Genomic DNA, 21632 nt, shown 5'->3' on the forward strand with positions numbered 1-21632 from the left:
TTCCAAAAGGCAGCATTGTTGTTTGTATGATAATTTGTAACTATTCAGAGTCAAGCAGATTTACAGAAAAAAATGCGAGTTATGCTTGTATAAACGAGCACTTTTTCTTGTAAATCTATTTGGCGAGAAGCCACATCGAGATGAAGCGTAGCGAAATCGAGATTGCTCTGAATAGTTACGATATTTTTTAATGGAGGAACCAAATGAAAGTATTATTTATTTCACTTGGCTGTGATAAAAACCTTGTCGATTCTGAATTTATGCTTGGTAAACTGACTCAGCATAAATTTATAGTAACTGATGATGAAACCCAGGCAGATGTCATTGTAGTAAACACCTGCTGTTTCATTCATGATGCAAAAGAAGAAAGTATTCAGTCCATTCTTGACATGGCACAGTACCGTACCAGCGGCTCCTGTAAGGCATTGATCGTCTGCGGATGTCTGGCAGAACGTTATCGGGACGAAATTTTAAAAGAGATTCCGGAAGTGGATGCGGTCCTTGGAACCAACTCCACAGAGAAGATCTGCGAGGCCATTGAAAAAGTTCTGCTTGGTGATAAATATGAGGTATACGAGCCGTTGACAAATATCGAGTCACATGAAGCAAAACGAAGCGTATCCACCGGCGGACATTATGCGCATCTGAAGATTGCAGAGGGATGCAGCAAACATTGTACTTACTGTATTATTCCTTCCATCCGCGGTGATTTTCGCTCTGTTCCGATGGAAGAGATTTTAAGCCAGGCCAGAGATCTGGCAGAGGCAGGTGTCAAAGAGCTGATCCTGGTTGCGCAGGAGACAACCCTTTACGGAATTGATCTGTATGGCAAAAAATCCCTGCATATCCTGCTGAACGAGTTAAACAAAATTCCGGGCATTTACTGGATCCGTCTGATGTACTGTTATCCGGAAGAGATCTACGATGAACTGATCGAAGCAATCCGTGACAACGAAAAAGTCTGTCATTATATTGATATGCCAATCCAGCACATCAATTCTGATATTTTGAAACGTATGGGCAGAAAGACCAATCGGGAAATGCTGGAAGAAAAAATTGCGGCACTCCGTGCATCAATTCCTGATATTGCAATCCGTACTACATTGATCTGCGGTTTCCCGGGTGAGACATCCCAGCAGCACGAAGAACTGATGGAATTCTTAAATGAGACAGAATTTGACCGCCTTGGTGCATTTACTTACTCTCCAGAGGAGAATACACCGGCTGCTACCTTTGATAATCAGGTAGAAGAGTCTGTGAAAGAAGATTGGCAGGCCGATGTCATGGAACTTCAGGAAGAAATCATTCTAGACAAGAATGAGACCATGATCGGACAGGAAATTCTTGTTATGATCGAAGGAAAAGTAGCAGATGAAAATGCATACGTGGGAAGAAGTTACCGTGATGCGCCGGATATTGACGGTCTTGTCTTTGTAAACACAGACGTGGAACTGGTAAGCGGTGATTTTGTGAAAGTCCGCATTACAGGTGCATATGAGTATGACTTGATTGGGGAACTGATCTGATACGAGATAGGAGGAACTTATGAATTTACCTAATAAACTTACGATTTTTCGTGTGATCTTAATTCCATTTTTTGTATTTTTCCTGTTGACGGATGTACTTGGAGCAGCCGGAGACTATCTGGCACTTGTCATCTTTATCGTTGCCAGTCTGACTGATATGCTGGATGGAAAAATTGCCAGAAAATATAATCTGGTTACAAATTTTGGAAAATTTATGGACCCGTTGGCAGACAAACTGCTGGTGTGTTCTGCAATGATCTGTCTGGTAGACCTGAAATTACTGCCGTCATGGATCGTAATCATCATCATTGCCCGTGAATTTATCATCAGCGGATTCCGTCTCATTGCTGCAGAGCATCAGATCGTTATCGCTGCAAGCATGTGGGGCAAATTTAAGACGACATTTCAGATGTCCATGATCATTTTGCTGATCCTGAACATGAACTTTGACGTATATGTAGCTGGTGTTGGCATCATTCATGTACTGGCACTGATCGCAACGTATGTGGCACTGGTTCTGACTGTTGTGTCTCTGATTGATTATCTCTGCAAAAACAAAGCAGTTTTAAAAGAGCAGGATTAATCAGGTGTCATGAAAGTACATAGTTTAATTTATATTATTTAGGAGGTCCGCTATGAGAATTATAGCCGGAACAGCCCGCAGTATGCCATTAAAAACCATTGAAGGCAAAGATACGCGGCCTACAACCGATCGAATCAAAGAAACATTATTTAATATCATACAGATGGAAGTGCCAGGTTCTGTTTTTTTGGATCTGTTTGCCGGGAGTGGTGCCATCGGTCTGGAAGCAGTCAGCCGTGGGGCCAAAAAAGCTGTATTTGTAGAAAATAGCAAGAAGGCAGCTGCCTGCATTCAGGAAAACATCCGATTTACAAAATTTACCTCCAGCTGTGATCTGAAATGTATGGACGCATTATCTGCACTCCGCATGCTAGAACGCAGATATGTGTTTGATATCATCTTTATGGATCCGCCATATGAACAGGGACTGGAATACGATGCCCTGGCACATTTAAAAGATTCCTCTATTCTGAACGAAGATACACTGATCATCGTGGAAGAATCTCTTGAGACAGATCCGTACGAAATGGAAAAATATGGTTTTGAAATTACACGTGTAAAAAAATATAAAACAAACCAGCACGTGTTCCTGAGAAGAATACAGTAAAGGGGCCTGTGATAAATAAATCACAGATATGAAAATGAAAAAAGCAATCTACCCTGGCAGTTTTGATCCAATGACGCTGGGACATCTTGATATTATTGAGCGTTCATCCAGAATTGTAGATGAACTGAATGTGGCAGTTTTAAAGAATAATGCGAAAAATCCGTTGTTTTCTGTGGATGAACGTGTTAGTATGATAAAAGAATTTACATCACATCTTCCAAATATTACAGTGACTGCATATGATGGACTTTTAGCGGATTATGCAGATCAGATCGGAGCCAATATCATTGTGCGTGGTCTGCGCGCGGTAACTGATTTTGAGTATGAATTACAGATTGCACAGACGAATCATGCTGTCAATCCAAGAATTGATACGATTTTCCTTACCACCAGTCTTCAGTACGCGTATTTAAGCTCTACGATCACAAAGGAAGTCGCTTCCTATGGCGGTGATATATCAAAATTTGTTCCGAAGGGACTGATTGAAAGAGTGTACAGCAAATACAACATAAAACGATAAAGGAGAGATTTAAATGACAAGCCGTATTGAACAGATTATTTCTGAAATTGAGGAATATATTGACGGTTGCAAATTTCAGCCACTGTCAAATTCTAAAATTATTGTAAATAAAGAGGAACTGGAAGAGTTACTGACAGAACTGCGTATGAAAACTCCGGAGGAGATCAAACGTTATCAGAAGATCATTAGCAACAAAGATGCCATTTTAGCAGATGCACAGGCAAAGGCAGAAGAGATTCTGGCTCAGGCGCAGATTCAGACAAATGAACTTGTCAGCGAGCACCAGATCATGCAGCAGGCTTATGCACAGGCGAACGAGGTTGTTTCCATTGCCACAAATCAGGCACAGGAGATTCTGGACAAGGCAACCGAGGATGCGGACAATATCCGTACAGCAGCCATCGAGTATACTGATAATCTGCTTGGTAATCTGGAGAATATCGTGGTACATGCCATTGATACAAACAAAGCAAAATACGATGGACTGATGTCCTCTCTTCAGAACTGCTATGATATCGTAAAAGCAAACCGTAACGAACTTACTCCGACTGAGGAGACAGAAGAAGAAACTACAGAAGAAACTGCAGCTGAGCCGGAGCAGTTTGACGTTATCGGTGGAACTGACAACAAACCAGAGCAGCTGTAAGCAAAACCGTTGCAAAAGTATTATACATTCGGAATTTTACATAGGTTCTCATTCCGCTCTTTAATTCAGACAGCATAGAGGCCGTCTGGAAGATGCCGCTGAGACCACCGAAAGACACAAATGCAGTAGCAAACAGATATTGTCCTGTTGGAGGCAGATTTGTACATGTAATGGCATGAATTCCATTTGTGATTTCCAGAAATCCGGTAAAACAACAAGAAACAGCTGGATGTAGGAATGGTATATGTTGCATTATATCTGCCGCAATTGAAAAAAACATAATATAACCGGCGAGTTTTATCATTGTTGTAAAACCGTTCATAATGCCGTCATCAATGATTGTTAATTTTATTTCAAATCTGGATGCCGGCATTTTTTCTGAGCATTTTTCCGGAACGTTGCTATGAACAGTAAATATAAGGATTCTTCCGAGCAGAAGCGGCGGCAGGTAGCAAAGCAGAAGAAAAAGCCAGCCGGGCATCTGATGTTCCGGTAACGAAGCGAACACATAGTTATACAAAAAAGCCGGTCCGAAATTGTTGCTGATACAGCTGACAATTATAGCCTCTTCCTTTGAAATTTTACCAACATGATATAAATCTGCGCACAGTTTGCTTCCCAGAGGAAAGCCGAACAAAAAGCCTGCGATCAGTGGAAAAAACAAAGGGGCACGTAGTGGATAAATACGTCCCAATATTGGGCAGATTTTATCAAATACCGTATCGTATATCTCGGTATGGATCACGATGCCGGACAGGATACTGAAGGGCAGAAGGGACGGCAATACCGAATGATACCAGAGATACAGTCCATTTGCTGCCGCAGCGGCAAAAAGTTTTGGAAACAGAATACCATAACAGATATATAAAGCCAGCAGGAAGGCTAACATTTTCTTTTTCATACTATATCTTATTTTTCATATCTTAAAGTAATTCATCCTCGGAGAAAAAAGAATGAAAAAGATTAAAATGTGGCAACTTGTGATAATTCTGATTCTGTCTTTCAGCTTACTTGACTGTCTGATGATAAAAAACATCTCAAATGGGAAATCTCTGTTTTTTAAACAACACACAACGTTCGTGTTAAATCCGGATGTTTTATCGGATCTGGTCTATTTTCCGCTTGCTGCAGATCTGTCAGAACCGAATATTTGTGCCTATGAGGATTCCTGGCAGAATGCGCGGACCTTTGGCGGGGATCGGAAACACGAAGGTACCGACCTGATGACCGCCACAAATGAACGGGGTATATATCCGGTGGTCAGTATGACCGAGGGCACGATTGAGCAGCTAGGCTGGCTCAAACTTGGTGGCTGGCGCATTGGCATCCGAAGTTCTTCCGGTGTTTATTATTACTATGCGCATCTGGAGTCTTATGCACCGGACCTTATAGAGGGTATGGCAGTCAAAGCCGGACAGTTTCTTGGATTCGCCGGGGATTCCGGATATGGAACGAAAGGAACTACCGGACAGTTTGACGTACATCTGCATGTTGGCATTTATGTGCCCGGAGATCATGGGGATGAGCCTGTAAACCCTTATCTTTACCTCAAAGAGATAGAACACAGCAAAATTCGTGCACAATATCTCAGTTAACGACATTTTAAAAAATTAGATCAATTAACTGCGAAAAATCATCTCCATATTTGCGGAAAAAGAATCACCGGTAACTGATGCTTGCAGATTTGTTTTCAGACCACTATAATAGGAATGATTGCAACATGTGTGAAAGATGTCACATATATTTTTGAAACCAGCTCAGAAAGTAGAAAAATATGATAAGAATTGATAAATTCCTCTCTCAGATGCAGGTAGCTACCCGCTCCGAGAGTAAAAAACTGATAAAAAATAAACGCATCACAAAAAATGGTGTAACGGTTACCGATGGCGGTGAAAAATGTGATCCGGACATCGATGCTATCTGTCTGGATGGTGTTCCAATCGCATATCAGGAATACCATTATGTGATGCTGCACAAACCGACAGGATGTGTCACGGCAACAGAAGACCGGTACGACAAAACGGTCATGGATTTTCTCCCGGAAAAACTGCGCCGTGGCCTCTCACCGGTAGGGCGACTGGATAAAGACACGGAAGGGCTGCTTCTGATCACCGATGATGGAGCCCTCAATCATCAGCTTCTGGCTCCGGGAAAGCATGTACCGAAAACGTATTATGCCCGGATCGACGGAATTGTTACCAGTGCAGATGTTGTGAAGTTTCAGTCTGGTCTGGATATCGGCGAGAAAAAGCGGACAGCACCGGCAATACTTGAGATTTTGCATGCAGGTGAGACCGATTCCATTTCAGAAATAAAAGTGACCATCACCGAAGGAAAATATCATCAGGTAAAACGGATGTTTCAGTCGGTGGGTAAAAAAGTCGTTTATCTGAAACGTCTTTCCATGGGCAGCCTGACGCTGGATGAAACACTTGCTCCCGGAAACTGGCGGGCGTTAACGAAAGAAGAAATTACAAACTTAAAGGATGAAAAAGCATGATAACAGAACAGATACAGGCTGTCATTTTTGATCTGGATGGCACAATGACAGATTCCATGTGGATCTGGGAGGAAATCGATCAGGATTTTTTCCGACAGCAAGGCATCCCCATGCCAGAAAATCTGCATGAAGAGATCGAGGGAATGAGTTTTACCGAAACAGCACAGTATTTTATTGATACCTATCATCTATCGAAAACTGTGAATGAAGTAAAAGAACTGTGGAATCAGCTTGCCATGGATAAATATGTACACGAAACAACATTAAAACCCGGTCTGCCTGCATTTTTGCAGTATTTGCAAAAAAAACAGATAAAGATCGGTATTGCGACCAGCAATTCCAGACTGCTTTTGGACGCGTTTTTGGAAGCAAGAGAACTGACAAACATCATCGACGCCATCACCACAAGCTGTGATGTCAACAAAGGAAAACCGGAACCGGATGTGTATCTGAAAACTGCAGAAAAACTGGAGACAGATCCATCACACTGTCTGGTATTTGAAGATATTCCAATGGGAATTCTGGCAGGAAAAAGGGCCGGTATGACCGTCTGCGCCGTGGAAGACGACTATTCGGCACCATTGCGGGTAGAAAAACGAAAACTGGCAGATTATTATATCACTGATTACAGGCAGATCCTGTATCATACCTATGAGGATTTAAATAGATGAAACAATTTTTACCAATCAGCCGTGCCGATATGAAGGCACAGGGAATCGAACAGCTTGATTTTGTATATGTCATCGGAGATGCGTATGTGGATCATCCGTCCTTTGGACATGCCATTATCAGCCGTATTTTACAAGCCAACGGTTTTACCGTGGGAATCATCTCACAGCCGGACTGGAAAGATCCGGAAAGTATCAGTATTCTTGGGGAACCGAAACTTGGTTTTATCGTAACCGGCGGGAATATGGATTCTATGGTAAACCATTATTCTGTATCCAAAAAACGCCGGCAAAAAGATGCATTTACGCCCGGGGGCGTCATGGGAAAACGTCCGGATTATGCCACTGTGGTATATTGCAATCTGATCCGCAGAACATATAAGCATACACCGCTGATCATCGGCGGTCTGGAGGCAAGTCTGCGTCGTCTTGGACATTACGATTACTGGTCCAATAAAGTAAAACGTTCCATTTTGATGGATTCAGGCGCAGATCTACTGATGTATGGAATGGGAGAGCGCAGCATTGTAGGTGTGGCAGAAGGACTGCGCAGCGGCATTGACATCAAAGATCTGACCTATATTGACGGAACAGTATATAAAACCAAAGATCCTGACAGTGTGTATGACGGTATTATGCTGCCGTCTTTTGAAGAGATCTGCACCAGCAAAGAAACGTATGCCCGCAGTTTTTATACACAATACTGTAATACAGATCCATTTACTGCAAAACGGCTGATCGAGCCATATCCAAACAAATGTTATGTCGTGCAGAATCCACCTTCCAAACCGCTGAGCACCAGCGAAATGGATGCTGTGTATGCACTGCCATATATGAGAACTTATCATCCGTCTTACGAGGAAGCGGGTGGAGTACCGGCCATCGAGGAAGTAAAATTCAGCCTGGTCAGTAACCGTGGCTGTTACGGTGGCTGCAGTTTCTGTGCTCTGACTTTCCATCAGGGGCGGATCATTCAGACCAGAAGCCACGAATCCATCATTAATGAGGCAAAACAGATGGTCTGGGAACCGGACTTTAAAGGATATATTCATGATGTTGGCGGTCCGACTGCAAACTTCCGCGGTCCGTCCTGTGATAAACAGCTGACCCGTGGTGTCTGTAAAAACCGACAGTGTCTATTCCCGACACCATGTCCGAACCTGAAGGTAGACCATTCGGATTATCTGGATCTGCTGAGGGAACTGCGGGTTCTTCCTAATGTGAAAAAAGTCTTTATCCGATCCGGCATCCGTTTTGATTACCTGATCTGCGACAAAGACAAGACCTTTTTCCAGGAATTATGTGAGCATCATGTCAGTGGACAGTTAAAAGTAGCACCGGAACATATTTCTGACTCAGTACTTTCCCTGATGGGAAAACCGCCGGTGGCTGTATACAATAAATTTAAAGATGAATATAAAAAGATCAATGAGCGCATCGGAAAGAAGCAGTATCTGGTTCCGTATCTGATGTCTTCCCATCCGGGTTCAACGTTAAAAGAAGCAGTGGAACTGGCAGAATATCTGCGAGATCTGGGTTATATGCCGGAACAGGTGCAGGATTTCTATCCGACACCATCCACGATTTCTACCTGCATGTATTACACCGGACTGGATCCACGAACCATGAAAAAGGTGTATGTCACCAACAATCCGCATGAGAAAGCCATGCAGCGAGCCCTGATCCAGTATCGCAATCCGAAAAACTATGATCTGGTTTATGAAGCACTGCATCTGGCGCACCGAACGGATCTGATCGGTTTTGGACCGAAATGTCTGATCCGGCCGAAACACAACGGACATTTGGACGGTGACAACAGATACCGTGGACAAACAACCGGAAATTCCGGCAGTAACAGGACAAAAGATTCTTACAAAGGACGGAATAACAACAATAGTCAAAAAACTAATAATACAAAAGGAAATAACCGTTCCCAGACAGGAAACAGACAAGAAAATGGAACTGCTGCAGTACGTCCGAAAAAGCGTAAAGCCATCCGTAACGTACATAAGAAAAAACAGAAATAGGCGTATCTGTTTGTTTTTCAGATAAATAAGATAGATACAATTTTTTTACTATATAGATTTGGGGGCAAAACACCCAAATCTTGATTACACGGATTGTTCCGTGCTTTGCACTCTCACAATCCTTCCCATATATTATTTTACAGAAAGAGAAAAACGTCGTATATGAAAGAATTTTCTATTTCATCCAAAGAAGCCGGGCAGCGTATGGACAAATATCTGTTCAAAATCCTAAATCAGGCGTCCAAGGGCTTTGTTTATAAAATGCTGCGGAAAAAAAATATTATGCTGAATGATAAAAAAGCAACGGGGCAGGAAGTGTTAAAAGCCACAGATCAGATAAAAATTTATCTGTCCGATGAGACCTTTGATAAATTCGCTTCCGCACTGGTGGAGACACCGGAGCAAAAACAGCCGGTGAAGGCAAAGGAAGGAAACGTTAAGTCAGCTACAAATACAACTGCAGTGCATCATCCGAAAATTCAGATTGTCTATGAAGATGATGATATTCTGATCCTGAATAAACCGGTGGGACTTTTATCCCAGAAAGCAGAGAAAGAAGATTATTCCGCCAACGAAATGGTCATCGACTATCTGCTGGAGAGCGGACAGCTGACCCGTGCGGAGCTGCGCACCTTTCATCCGTCCATCTGCAATCGGCTGGATCGAAATACTTCAGGTCTTCTGATTGCCGGAAAGACTATGCACGGACTACAGGAGATGGCAGAAGCCCTGAAATCCCGCAGTATGCAAAAATATTACCGTTGCCTTGTGTCAGGCCATATCGAGCAGGATGCACATCTGAAAGGGTATTTGGCCAAAGACCATCAGAGCAATAAAGTGACGATCCGCAAGGAAGCTTTTGCAGATGCTTCTTATATTGAAACTGCGTATCATCCGATCAAAGTATATGAAAATATGACCTTGCTGGAAGTGCATCTGATCACCGGACGCTCCCACCAGATCCGTGCGCATCTGGCCAGTATCGGGCATCCAATCCTCGGGGATGCGAAATACGGTGACAGAAAAGTAAACCAGACGTTAAAAGACACTTGCAGGGTACGTTCCCAGCTGCTGCACGCATACCGCATGGAATTTCCGGACGGAAAAATCGTTACTGCGCCGGAACCGGCTGCATTTGAACGGGTGCAGATAAAACTTGCAAAAGAGAAGAGGTAGATACAATGCATTTATATATCATGAGACACGGTGAGACATTCTGGAATAAAAAAGGACTGATTCAGGGCTCCTCCGATATCGCTCTGACTCCCTACGGGGAAGAATTAGCCGCAGATACCAGGGATGGTTTTGAAAGAGATGGAATCCAGTTTCAGAGAATTTATACCAGTCCTTATCAACGTGCGGTAAAAACAGCAAAGATCATTGCAGAAAAACAGCCGGCTTCTGTTCATATTGAGCAGCGGGTGCGTGAAATGTGTTTTGGCAAGTATGAAGGAGATAAGATCAGTGAGATCAGAACAAAGGGGGACCAGAACCTGATCTACTGTTTTTCCAAACCGTCTCTGTATGTGGCCGATGAGACCGGAGATAATTTTTCAGATCTGTATGGACGGATTGAGACATTTCTGAAAGATGAAATTCTGCCGATGGAACATGATCCGGCAGTGGAAAATGTACTGGTTGTTTGCCATGGTGCTGTCATCCGTGCGTTTCTGACGTATATTAAACATATACCAATGGATGAGTTCTGGACGATCCATCAGCCAAACTGCAGTGTCAACCGCATTCTGGTAAAAGATGGACAGTTTATCGTAGAAAAAGAAAATATCCTTTATTACAATGATCCGGAACTCACCCATCGGGGGATTTTGTAATGCCGACCTGGAATTCACGTGGACTGCGCGGATCCACACTGGAGGAATTTATCAACCGTACCAATGAGCGGTATCGGGAAAATCATCTGGCACTGATCCAGAAAGTACCGACCCCGATCACGCCTATTAAAATGGATAAGGAGAACCGGCATATTACTCTGGCTTATTTTGAGCAAAAAAGTACCGTGGATTATATCGGTGTGGTGCAGGGAATCCCGGTATGCTTTGATGCCAAGGAATGTCAGGTCGATACCTTTCCGTTACAGAATATTCACCCCCATCAGGTGGACTTTATGCGGGATTTTGAACAGCAAGGCGGCATCGCTTTTTTTCTGATCTTTTATACGCATCTGGAAAAATTTTACTATCTGCCTTTCCGTCAGTTCAGTGAATTCTGGGCGCGGATGCAGCAGGGGGGAAGAAAAAGTTTTCGCATGGATGAACTGGATGAAAACTTCTTTTTTAGCGGTCATTCCGGACTTCTGGTTCCTTATCTGGATGCGCTGCAGATGGATTTGAATTTAAGGGATTGACATTTTATAGTTAATTTCATATAATATTTAAAGATTTTTACATATTAGCATGGTAGCACGCTAAAGTGCATGGGAAATATGTATAAAAAATGCAACAGAACAAAGAGGGGATCAAAGACGTGAAGAATCAATTATTACATACGCCCGAAGGTGTCAGAGATATTTACAACGAAGAATGTGAACGTAAGATTATTTTGGAAAGCCGTCTGCTTTCTGTAATGAAATCCTATGGTTATCACCCAATCCAGACACCAACTTTTGAGTTTTTTGATATATTCGGAAAAGAAATCGGTACAACTCCATCCAGAGATCTGTACAAGTTTTTTGACCGTGAGGGCAACACGCTTGTTCTCCGGCCGGATATCACACCGTCCATCGCACGGTGCGCATCCAAATATTATATGGAGCAGGCCATTCCAATTCGTCTGTGCTACACCGGAAACACATTCCGGAATAATTCCAGCTATCAGGGGCGTTTAAAAGAGAATACCCAGTCCGGAGCTGAGCTCATCGGAGACGGAAGCGTGGAGGCAGACGCAGAAATGCTTGCGTTATCTGCGCAACTATTGCAGGCAGCAGGTTTAAAAGAGTTTCAGCTGAGTGTGGGACATGCAGATTTCCTGCGTGGTCTGTTTGAGGCTGCAAATCTGGAAGAAGACGTGATGGAAGAAATACGTAACCTGCTGTTAAACCGTAATCTGTACGGTGTACAGGAGGTAGTCGAGCAGCATGTAACAGATGAAAATCTGAAACAGCTTTTCGCTCTGCTCAGCGATGTGATGCTGGATAAAGATAAAATCACTGCTGCGAAAGCATGGGCACAGGATTTTCCTCGGGTACTGAAAGCACTGACCCGTTTAGAACAGCTGGATGAACTGTTAGAATTATACAATATCCATAAATATGTATCCTATGAACTTGCCATGATTTCCGGATTTAATTATTACACCGGCATTATTTTTGCCGGATATACGTTTGGAAGCGGCGAGGCCATCGTAAACGGTGGTCGTTACGATAATTTGCTGAAATCCTTTGGAAAATCTGCACCGTCCATCGGTTTTGCAGTAGTCATCAATCAGCTGATGGCGGCACTGCAGCGACAGAACGTACGCATTCCGTTTGAAAATACAACAAAATGGTTTATTTACAGCGAACAATACCGTCAGGATGCCATCAAAGATGCTCAGGTACTCAGAAGCCGTGGAGAACAGGTGGAACTGATGCCGCTGACAGAGCAGAACACAAAAGATGTCTATGAAAAATATGCCGAAGAAAATCATATTCAGGACATTATTTTCTATATGTAGGAGGACCGGAACATGAGATATTTAACATTTGCTTTAGGAAAAGGCCGTCTTGCCAACAAGACACTTGAAATGTTTGAAAAAATCGGTATCACCTGCGAAGAAATGAAAGATAAAGATACAAGAAAACTGATATTTGTAAACGAAGACCTGAAACTGCGATTCTTTCTCTCCAAGGGACCGGATGTACCGACTTATGTAGAGTACGGTGCTGCAGATATCGGAATTGTCGGCAGAGATACGATCCTGCAGGAAGCTCGTAATATTTATGAGGTTCTTGATCTTGGATTTGGGAAATGCAGAATGTGTGTCTGTGGTCCGGAATCTGCCAGAGATTTGCTGCAGCATCATGAACAGATCCGTGTGGCAACCAAATATCCGAAAATTGCGAAAGATTATTTTTACAATAAAAAACATCAGACTGTGGAAATCATCAAACTCAATGGTTCCATCGAGCTTGCTCCGATCGTTGGTCTGGCTGATGTGATCGTGGATATCGTAGAGACCGGATCCACCTTACGTGAAAATGGTCTGACTGTTCTGGAAGAAGTTTGTCCGTTATCGGCCCGTATGGTAGTTAACCCGGTAAGTATGAAGATGGAGCAGGAACGGATCGGTAAACTGATTTCTGATCTACGCGAAGTAATGAATAAAGGAGAAAACTAAGATGCGTACGTTAAAACTCACAAAAGAAACCATTCAGAATATATTGACAGATCTGTTAAAAAGAAGTCCGAACAACTATACACAGTATGAGAGCAGTGTCAATGAGATTATTGCCAATGTCCGTGCAAACGGTGATGCAGCTGTTTTTGATTATACACAAAAATTTGATGGAGCAACTGTAACTGCAGAAAATATTGAAGTGACAGAAGCTGAGATTGCAGAGGCTTATGAACAGGTAGACCTGAAATTGTTAGAAGTTATTCGTAAAGCGAAAGAAAATATCCGCGTATATCACGAAAAGCAGAAACAGTACAGCTGGTTTGATAGTTCCATTCCTGGAACTATGCTTGGTCAGAAAGTTACACCGATTGCAAAGGCAGGTGTATACGTTCCGGGTGGAAAAGCTGTTTATCCTTCTTCCGTGCTCATGAACATCATGCCGGCAAAAGTTGCCGGAGTAGAGGAAATCATTATGACAACTCCATGTAACAAAGAAGGAAAAGTTAACCCATCCACACTGGTTGCCGCAAAAGAAGCCGGCGCTGACCGTGTGTTTAAAGTTGGCGGTGCACAGGCCATCGCGGCACTTGCTTTCGGAACCGAGAGTATTCCGAAAGTAGACAAGATCGTAGGGCCTGGTAACATTTACGTTGCACTGGCAAAAAAAGCAGTGTTCGGACATGTCAGCATAGATTCCATTGCAGGTCCGAGTGAAATTCTTGTGCTGGCAGACGAAACTGCAAATCCACGTTTTGTGGCTGCAGATCTGTTATCACAAGCTGAGCATGATGAACTGGCTTCCGCAATCCTGATTACAACAAGTGAAAAACTGGCTGAGGAAGTATCCAAAGAAGTAGAAGGCTTCTGCGAAGTGCTTTCCAGAAAAAACATTATTGAAAAATCATTAGAGAACTATGGCTATATCCTGATCGCACCGGATATGGATACTGCGATTGATACCGCAAATGAGATTGCATCCGAACATATGGAAATTGTAACCGCAAATCCCTTTGAAGTAATGACAAAGATCAAAAACGCAGGTGCAATCTTCCTTGGCGAATATAGCAGTGAGCCGCTGGGCGATTATTTTGCAGGACCAAACCATGTCCTCCCAACAAACGGAACCGCAAAATTCTTCTCACCACTAAGCGTAGACGATTTCATTAAGAAATCAAGCATCATCTCTTATTCCAGAGATGCCCTGCATGCGGTATACAAAGATATTGCACAGTTTGCAGACTGTGAGCAGCTGACCGCGCATGCAAATTCCATCCGCGTCAGATTTGAAGACGAAAACAAATAATCCGGAGGATATAGAAATGGCAGAAAAGCGATATGCACAGGTACACAGAAAAACAAATGAGACGGATATCAATCTGGCACTTACTTTAGATGGTAGCGGTAAACAGAACATTTCCACCGGCATCGGATTTTTTGATCATATGCTGTCCGGATTTACAAGACATGGATTTTTTGATCTGAGTCTTGATGTGAAAGGGGATCTGGAAGTAGACTGCCATCATACCATTGAAGATACCGGAATTGTGCTTGGCAATGCCATCCGGGAAGCTCTGGGCGATAAAAAAGGTATCAGGCGTTTTGGAAGCATGATACTTCCAATGGATGAAACTTTGGTTTTATGTGCCATTGATTTGTCCGGACGTCCTTATTTTTCATTTGATGCTGAATTTACCACAGACCGGGTAGGGGATATGGATACGGAAATGGTGCGTGAATTTTTCTATGCCATTTCCTATGCAGCTGGCATGAATCTGCACATGAAAGTGATTTCCGGAACAAATAATCACCATATCATTGAGGCATTGTTTAAAGCATTTGGTAAAGCCCTGGATGAAGCGTCATCCTATGATCCGCGTGTAACGGATATTTTATCCACGAAAGGCAGCTTATAAATTATGAATAAAAAAAACTTAATCGCAACGATTTATTTAAAAAACGGAAAACTGGTTAACGGTTTCAAAGATTATACAGAGCAGGATGATCTGATGGAACGCATCCGTCTCTACAATGATAATGGAATCGACAAGATTTATCTGTTTGATCTGTCCGATAATGATGCGGAACACGAACTAAATCTCCATACCATGAAAGAAATCAACCGTGTATCTGAGATCCCGGTATATGCAGGTGGTAATATCAACCGTCTGGAAGATATCAAAAAGATTTTATATGCAGGTTGTAAAAAAGCAATTTTAAACCCGGTGAAAGATGTAACGGCACAGGTGTCAAGAGAAGGTGCTATGCGTTTTGGCAAAGAATCTCTGGCACTTTCCATCCACAATGTAGATCTGTTTTTTAAGCAGAAAGAAGATGTGGAAAATAACACAAGTGAACTGATTGTTCTGGATCCGGCTCTGATGGGAACACTGGGCAATGTTACTGACATGCCTTATTCCGTTTTGCTGACAGAGACAGACAACGAAAGTGTCTGCGAGGCTTTAAAGTCTGATGAAACGATTACCGGTATTTCTTCAAAAACAATCAGTGCACCGAATACCGATGTGATGGCGCTGAAAGCTTATCTGAAAGAGCAGGGCATTGAGACCGGTCATCTGGAGACTTCCTGTGAATGGGCTGAGTTCAAACTGAACTCTGATGGCATGATCCCGGTCATTGTACAGGATTATAAGACAAATGATGTACTGATGCTTGCTTATATGAATGAAGAAGCTTTTTATACCACACTGTCTCTTGGGAAAATGACCTACTACAGCCGAAGCAGAAACGAACTCTGGACCAAGGGCATGACTTCCGGTCATTACCAATATGTAAAATCTCTGTCCATAGACTGTGACAAAGATACGATTCTGGCAAAAGTATCCCAGATTGGTGCAGCTTGCCACACCGGCAACCGCAGCTGTTTTTATACAAATCTGGTACACGAAGAGTACAAAGAGAAAAATCCGCTGGAAGTATTTGAAAATGAGTACAATGTCATTCTGGATCGTAAACTACATCCGAAGGAGGGGTCTTATACCAATTACCTCTTTGACAAAGGAATTGATAAGATTCTGAAAAAAGTCGGAGAAGAGGCAACAGAAATTGTCATTGCAGCCAAAAATCCAGATCCGGAAGAAATTAAATACGAGATTGCTGATTTCCTGTATCATATGATGGTTATGATGGTTGACAAGGGCATCACATGGGATGAGGTACTTGAGGAGTTATCCCAGCGATAGAAGTGTAGATGTGCAGTGATTCTGAGATGAATATGTCAGCTTACGCTGACCAGAATCACGCACCAAGTCTCACGTGCGTTCGACTTGAATCGGGTTAGTTCTGAAATTCCGGAATATAGCATAAGTAAATAAAAAGCAGGATACGATAGAAGAAAGTTTATGATTACATGATGTGATGATAAACTTTCTTTTTGCTTTAAAAAGGAGTGAACCACTTATGTATTCCGAACAATATGAAGACCGAAAACGTTACGCTGATGCCGCAAAAAGCAGTTTTTCTGCTATTGGACAGAAAGGAATCTACGCAGATTCAGAACAAGCTGATCGAAAGATCCCAGAAAAACAGCACCGTAATTTTCCTGCCATTCGCTTTATACTGGCTCTGGGACTGTTTCTTTCTTTTCTTGCGATGAAACAGGCTGATTTTTCCTGGAAAGGATGGAATGCGGCAAAGATTACCCGTCAGATTCAAAAGACCGTTGACCTATCGAAAATTCTGGAACAGATCAATTTTCTTCCATAGCCAATGGGTGTACTGTAGAAACTGAAAAATTTATACTTTCTTTATTGATTTCAATTTTAGATAAAACTATAATAAAATAAGACATTCGGATTTATAAAATGTGCGTTATTTTTGTAGCTATTTTATAAATTTGAAATTATATGCTACATCAAGGAGAAAAATATGTCGTATATTGAATTTCAGCATATTACGAAAGAATATAACACGGGAGGAAGTTCTATTTTTGCATTGAAAGATGCTTCTTTTTCAGTAGAAAAAGGAGAACTTGCCGTTATCCTTGGTGCTTCCGGTGCCGGAAAGACAACTGCATTAAATATTTTGGGAGGTATGGATACAGCCACTTCCGGTCAGGTATTGGTGGATGGCTCTGATATTACTACATACGGGAAAAAGCAGCTGACCCAGTATCGGCGCACAGATATTGGATTTGTCTTTCAGTTTTACAACCTGGTTCCGAATCTGACTGCATTGGAAAATGTGGAATTAGCTTCACAAATCTGTGAAGATTCCCTGAATGCAGCGCAGACACTCAAAAAAGTCGGACTTGGAATGCGTATGAAAAATTTCCCGTCCCAGCTTTCTGGTGGAGAGCAGCAGCGTGTTTCCATCGCCAGAGCTCTGGCTAAGAATCCGAAGTTGCTTCTTTGTGATGAACCTACCGGTGCATTGGATTACAATACCGGTAAGCAGATCCTGCAGCTGCTGCAGGATACCTGCCGAAAGGAAGGAATTACTGTATTGATCATCACCCATAACTCCGCACTGGCACCAATGGCCGACCGGCTGATCCAATTTAAAAATGGTACTGTGATTAGTGAGACCAAAAATGCGCAACCGATTCCGATTGCAGAAATAGAGTGGTAACGCAAACAAATGAAAGCATATTGGAAAGATATTGTTAGAACAATTAAAAAAGAGAAAAAGCGTTTTTTTTCCATACTTTTGATTACATTTCTAGGAGTGACAATGTTTGCTGGACTCTCCGCCGGCTGCCGGGATTTGCGGGCGTCTGCGGACCGCTACTATGATGATCAGGATCTGTATGATATCAAAGTACAGTCCACACTTGGACTTACGAATGAGGACGTTGCGGCCCTAAGTAAAGTGGATGGGATTTCAGAAGTACATGGAGCATACAGTGAAACAGCACTTGTTCAAGCAGGTGGTCTGCAACAGAAAGCGGAAGTGACGCTGCTTGACATAAATGGCCTGAGTCAGCCACGCCTGCTGAAAGGAGCGCTTCCGAAAAAGGCATCTGAGATTGCTGTCTCACAAAATTATTGCACTGATGCAGATAAAAAAATTGGAGATAAAGTTACGCTGACAGCACAGAACGCAGATACCGGGGAGAATACTTCTGCCTTAAAACAGCATGAATATACGATTACTGCAGTCATGCAGGATGCAACAGATCTGGTTGCCGATGATGGAGCGGTATCCTTCCGTTCTTCACAATCTGCAAAATATTTCTTTTATGTCACTGCGGATGCTCTGAATAATGAGGTATATTCCAGTATTGAATTACGGGTAGAAGGTGCAAAGGAATTATCTTGTTTTTCTGAAGAATATCAGAATAAAGTTGCATCAGTAAAAAAACGGATTGAAAAAGAGATAAAAACAGACCGGGAAAAGGCTCGTTATGACAAAATCGTAGGCGAGGCCACTGCTACACTGCAGGATGCAAGAGATGAAGCCGATACAAAATTTGCAGAGGCAGATGATAAAATTGCGGAAGCAAGAGCTGAACTGGAAGACGGTAAGCTTCAGTTAACATCCGGATGGAAACAGTTACAGGATGGCATTCAGCAGTTAAAACAGCAAAAACAGAAAGCTTCCGAACAATTTTTACAGGGATATATGAAAATCTCTGATGGCTATAAACAACTTACATCCGGAGAAGCACAGTTAAATGACGGAAAGGCCGAATTAAATACACATCAGGAGCAGTTAGAACAGGGGGAGACTGCACTCAAACAACAAAAAATGGCTGCCATGCAGGAACTTTCTGATGCAAAGGCTCAGCTTACTGCCGGAAAAGATCAGGCCACATCTGGAAAAAATCAGATTCTGACACAGATATCTGCAGTGAAGGGACAGCTTGGAACTGTATGGCCGGAATCATCCTGGAATGATTATCAGACATCTGTGGAATCCGGTCAGACAGATGCCGCCATGCGTCAAAGCTTTCAGACAGAGCTGCAACAAACCATTGACGATATGACCGCTATACTGGATGCACAGATTGCACAGTTGGATCCGACAACTGAAGATTATGACATACAAAAAAATTCTCTGGAAAACCAGCGAACACAATTACAGCAGATTCCGAATGGAATGTCAGTGCTTGAGACACAATATGAAACTGTGCAAGGGACACTGCTTCAGTTAGAAGCGCAGGAAGCAGTGCTTCAGGAAAAACAGCAGGAGGCAGCGCAGCAATTTTCTGATTCAGAAACTCAACTTGCAGCACAAAAGCAGCAGCTTCAGTCTGCAGTCCAGCAATTAAGCGCACAGGAACAAAAACTCATAAGCGCCAGACAAGAACTGGATGCAGGTCTTGCTGAACTAAGAGCACAGGAACAAAATGCCAATGCACAGTTTGCTAAGGCGGACAGGGAGATTCAGGCGAATACGGAAAAGCTGAATCAGTCGCAGAAAGAATTAGAAGATGGGACCGCTGAACTGGAAGAACAGATGCTGACATTAGAGGAAGAGCGTACAAAGGCATATGATGAGATTGCGAATGCCCAGGCAGATATTGATGCTATTGACATGGCGAAATGGTATGTGCAGGACCGCAGTTCCATCGGCAGTTATTCCACGATTCAAAGTGATGCGGATTCCATTGAAACCATCGGCAATGTATTTCCGATTTTATTTCTGTCAGTAGCTATTCTGATCAGTCTGACCACCATTACGCGTCTGGTGGAAGAAGAGCGTGGACAGATTGGTATTTACAAAGCATTGGGTTTTTCAGACACTCATGTCTATGGAAAATATTTGATTTATACACTGTCTGCATGCATCTGCGGTGGATTGTTGGGAGATATCGGTGGATTTATCCTGCTGCCCAAATTTCTGTTTATCGTGTTTGAAGTCATGTATAAGATTCCATCCTACCTGTTTTTGTTCCATTGGGGCTACGGTATCAGTGGTATTTTACTGTTTGCGGCAGGTATGTTAATCGCAGCGGTTTGTGCATGCCACAGTGAACTGCGCCAGTGTCCGGCAGCGTTGATGCGCCCGAAGGCACCAAAAGCCGGATCCAGGGTATTTTTAGAAAAAATCCCATTTTTGTGGAAGCGTCTCTCTTTCCTGAATAAGGTAACATTCCGAAACCTGTTTCGTTATAAAAAGCGTCTGATCATGACCATCAGTGGAATCTTAGGCTGTACCGCACTTCTTGTAGTCGGTATGGCAATTAAAAATTCCGTTACGGATTTGATGCCAAAGCAATATAATCATATTTATCGCTACGATCTGATGGCAGTTGTGATGTCTGATGATTATGGCACCTTTACAGATCAGATTGATTCAGATTCCAATATTTCTGACTATCTTGGCCTTCAAATGGATACGGTACAGGTCAGAAATACAGCACATACGATGGAAGAAACAGTTCCTTTGTATGTTATTCCAGATGATGCGTCCATCACGGACTACATTAATCTGGAAGGTTTGGATGGCAAAGAAGAAGAACTGGATGATGAGGATATTTTTGTAACACAGAATCTATCAGAAGTTATGGGATTTACCACTGGGGATACCATAGAAATTCAAAATAGTACGATGGAAGAATCTTCTTTCTCTGTGGTTGGTATTTTACATAATTATCTTGGAAATGCGATCTATATGCGGCAGAGCAGATACGAAGAACTCCTGGGAGATTATGCTCCAAATACAGTGCTGGCACACTTATCTGACACATGTAAAGATCCGGTATCTTATGCGGATACGCTCTCCAGAGAGAGTGATGTGGTATCCTGCAACAGTGTACAGGCTATGCGGGATGAATTTTCAAAATCCTTTAGTCTGATCAACTGTGTAGTTGTTTTGGTAACAGCTCTGGCGGCAGGACTTGCTTTTGTTGTACTGTTTACTCTGGCGACCACAAATATTTCCGAACGGGAGCGAGAACTTGCAACGATTAAAGTACTTGGCTTTTTTGATAAGGAAGTTCACATGTATGTTAATAAAGAGACCCTGATTCTTACAGTAATCGGTATCCTGCTCGGCCTTCCGGTAGGCAGATTTTTCAGTGGTATGCTGACCAGCGTATTGAAAATGCCTTCTATATATTTTGCAGTTTCGATACATCCAATTACCTACCTGTTTGCAGGCGGTATGACATTCCTTTTTGCCTTGGCGGTAGATCTGATCACAAACCATCTGCTGGATAAGATTAATATGGTGGATGCGCTCAAGAGCGTTGAATAATAAAAAAAAGCGCAGTTCACTATGTCATTTGCAAAAGAGTTCGCATGTGAACGATACTTC

General features: G+C 42.6%; 21 protein-coding genes. 20 read left to right on the forward strand and 1 reads right to left on the reverse strand.

All coding sequences use genetic code 11. The features are described from left to right. The first annotated feature begins 203 nt into the window (after positions 1-203). The 5 genes from rimO to Q0I54_RS01155 are packed head-to-tail and all read left to right on the forward strand — an operon-like array spanning position 204 to position 3882. Positions 204-1526, forward strand: a complete 1323-nt coding sequence (gene rimO, locus Q0I54_RS01135) for a 30S ribosomal protein S12 methylthiotransferase RimO (RefSeq protein WP_296115740.1) — start codon at positions 204-206, stop codon at positions 1524-1526. A gap of 19 nt (positions 1527-1545) precedes the next feature. Further along, on the forward strand, positions 1546-2109 hold the full coding sequence (gene pgsA, locus Q0I54_RS01140) for a CDP-diacylglycerol--glycerol-3-phosphate 3-phosphatidyltransferase (RefSeq protein WP_296115742.1): 564 nt from the start codon (positions 1546-1548) through the stop codon (positions 2107-2109). 52 nt (positions 2110-2161) lie between these two features. Further along, positions 2162-2716 carry a 16S rRNA (guanine(966)-N(2))-methyltransferase RsmD gene (rsmD, locus tag Q0I54_RS01145; RefSeq protein WP_296115744.1) on the forward strand — a complete coding sequence of 185 codons (555 nt, stop codon included), beginning with the start codon at positions 2162-2164 and terminating at the stop codon, positions 2714-2716. A gap of 34 nt (positions 2717-2750) precedes the next feature. Then, on the forward strand, positions 2751-3236 hold the full coding sequence (gene coaD / locus Q0I54_RS01150) for a pantetheine-phosphate adenylyltransferase (protein ID WP_296115746.1): 486 nt from the start codon (positions 2751-2753) through the stop codon (positions 3234-3236). A 13-nt stretch (positions 3237-3249) separates the two neighbouring features. Continuing rightward, complete coding sequence (locus Q0I54_RS01155; protein ID WP_296115748.1) at positions 3250-3882, forward strand: ATPase; 633 nt, start codon at positions 3250-3252, stop codon at positions 3880-3882. Here Q0I54_RS01155 and Q0I54_RS01160 read toward each other — a convergent pair. Continuing rightward, a complete protein-coding gene (locus Q0I54_RS01160) occupies positions 3845-4783 on the reverse strand; it encodes a hypothetical protein (protein WP_296115749.1) in 939 nt (312 codons plus the stop codon). The genes Q0I54_RS01155 and Q0I54_RS01160 overlap by 38 nt on opposite strands. A gap of 52 nt (positions 4784-4835) precedes the next feature. Between Q0I54_RS01160 and Q0I54_RS01165 the strand changes: the two genes are divergently transcribed. The 15 genes from Q0I54_RS01165 to Q0I54_RS01235 all read left to right on the forward strand — a co-directional run bounded on the left by Q0I54_RS01165 (position 4836) and on the right by Q0I54_RS01235 (position 21572). Next, complete coding sequence (locus tag Q0I54_RS01165) at positions 4836-5477, forward strand: M23 family metallopeptidase (RefSeq protein ID WP_296115750.1); 642 nt, start codon at positions 4836-4838, stop codon at positions 5475-5477. A gap of 179 nt (positions 5478-5656) precedes the next feature. After that, entirely contained in the window at positions 5657-6382 is a 726-nt protein-coding gene (locus Q0I54_RS01170) for a pseudouridine synthase (protein ID WP_296115751.1), read from the forward strand. Continuing rightward, on the forward strand, positions 6379-7053 hold the full coding sequence (locus tag Q0I54_RS01175; protein WP_367270765.1) for an HAD family hydrolase: 675 nt from the start codon (positions 6379-6381) through the stop codon (positions 7051-7053). The genes Q0I54_RS01170 and Q0I54_RS01175 overlap by 4 nt, the downstream gene beginning before the upstream one ends. Beyond that, positions 7050-9077, forward strand: a complete 2028-nt coding sequence (locus Q0I54_RS01180; RefSeq protein ID WP_296115752.1) for a YgiQ family radical SAM protein — start codon at positions 7050-7052, stop codon at positions 9075-9077. The genes Q0I54_RS01175 and Q0I54_RS01180 overlap by 4 nt, the downstream gene beginning before the upstream one ends. 162 nt (positions 9078-9239) lie before the next feature. Beyond that, positions 9240-10253 (forward strand): RluA family pseudouridine synthase, encoded by a 1014-nt coding sequence (locus tag Q0I54_RS01185; RefSeq protein ID WP_296115754.1) that lies wholly within the window; start codon positions 9240-9242, stop codon positions 10251-10253. Between the two features lie 5 nt (positions 10254-10258). Continuing rightward, positions 10259-10909 (forward strand): histidine phosphatase family protein, encoded by a 651-nt coding sequence (locus tag Q0I54_RS01190; protein WP_296115755.1) that lies wholly within the window; start codon positions 10259-10261, stop codon positions 10907-10909. Beyond that, a complete protein-coding gene (locus Q0I54_RS01195; RefSeq protein ID WP_296115756.1) occupies positions 10909-11442 on the forward strand; it encodes a Holliday junction resolvase RecU in 534 nt (177 codons plus the stop codon). The genes Q0I54_RS01190 and Q0I54_RS01195 overlap by 1 nt, the downstream gene beginning before the upstream one ends. 119 nt (positions 11443-11561) lie before the next feature. Then, positions 11562-12749 carry an ATP phosphoribosyltransferase regulatory subunit gene (hisZ, locus tag Q0I54_RS01200; protein ID WP_296115759.1) on the forward strand — a complete coding sequence of 396 codons (1188 nt, stop codon included), beginning with the start codon at positions 11562-11564 and terminating at the stop codon, positions 12747-12749. A gap of 12 nt (positions 12750-12761) precedes the next feature. Continuing rightward, on the forward strand, positions 12762-13412 hold the full coding sequence (gene hisG, locus Q0I54_RS01205) for an ATP phosphoribosyltransferase (protein WP_109214601.1): 651 nt from the start codon (positions 12762-12764) through the stop codon (positions 13410-13412). 1 nt (position 13413) lies between these two features. Then, a complete protein-coding gene (hisD, locus tag Q0I54_RS01210) occupies positions 13414-14715 on the forward strand; it encodes a histidinol dehydrogenase (RefSeq protein WP_296115761.1) in 1302 nt (433 codons plus the stop codon). Between the two features lie 16 nt (positions 14716-14731). Next, the gene (hisB, locus tag Q0I54_RS01215) at positions 14732-15325 is read left to right on the forward strand and encodes an imidazoleglycerol-phosphate dehydratase HisB (RefSeq protein ID WP_296115763.1); all 594 of its coding nucleotides are present in this window, start codon (positions 14732-14734) and stop codon (positions 15323-15325) included. Positions 15326-15328: 3 nt separating this feature from the next. Then, the gene (gene hisIE / locus Q0I54_RS01220) at positions 15329-16612 is read left to right on the forward strand and encodes a bifunctional phosphoribosyl-AMP cyclohydrolase/phosphoribosyl-ATP diphosphatase HisIE (protein ID WP_296115765.1); all 1284 of its coding nucleotides are present in this window, start codon (positions 15329-15331) and stop codon (positions 16610-16612) included. Positions 16613-16829: 217 nt separating this feature from the next. Continuing rightward, positions 16830-17135, forward strand: a complete 306-nt coding sequence (locus tag Q0I54_RS01225) for a hypothetical protein (protein WP_296115767.1) — start codon at positions 16830-16832, stop codon at positions 17133-17135. 162 nt (positions 17136-17297) lie between these two features. Further along, positions 17298-17999, forward strand: coding sequence for an ABC transporter ATP-binding protein (locus tag Q0I54_RS01230; protein ID WP_296115768.1), 702 nt, complete (start codon positions 17298-17300; stop codon positions 17997-17999). A 102-nt stretch (positions 18000-18101) separates the two neighbouring features. Further along, positions 18102-21572, forward strand: a complete 3471-nt coding sequence (locus Q0I54_RS01235; protein WP_296115770.1) for an FtsX-like permease family protein — start codon at positions 18102-18104, stop codon at positions 21570-21572. Positions 21573-21632: the final 60 nt, after the last annotated feature.

Source organism: uncultured Eubacterium sp. (assembly GCF_934295145.1).
Taxonomy (GTDB): Bacteria; Bacillota; Clostridia; order Lachnospirales; family Lachnospiraceae; genus Eubacterium_I.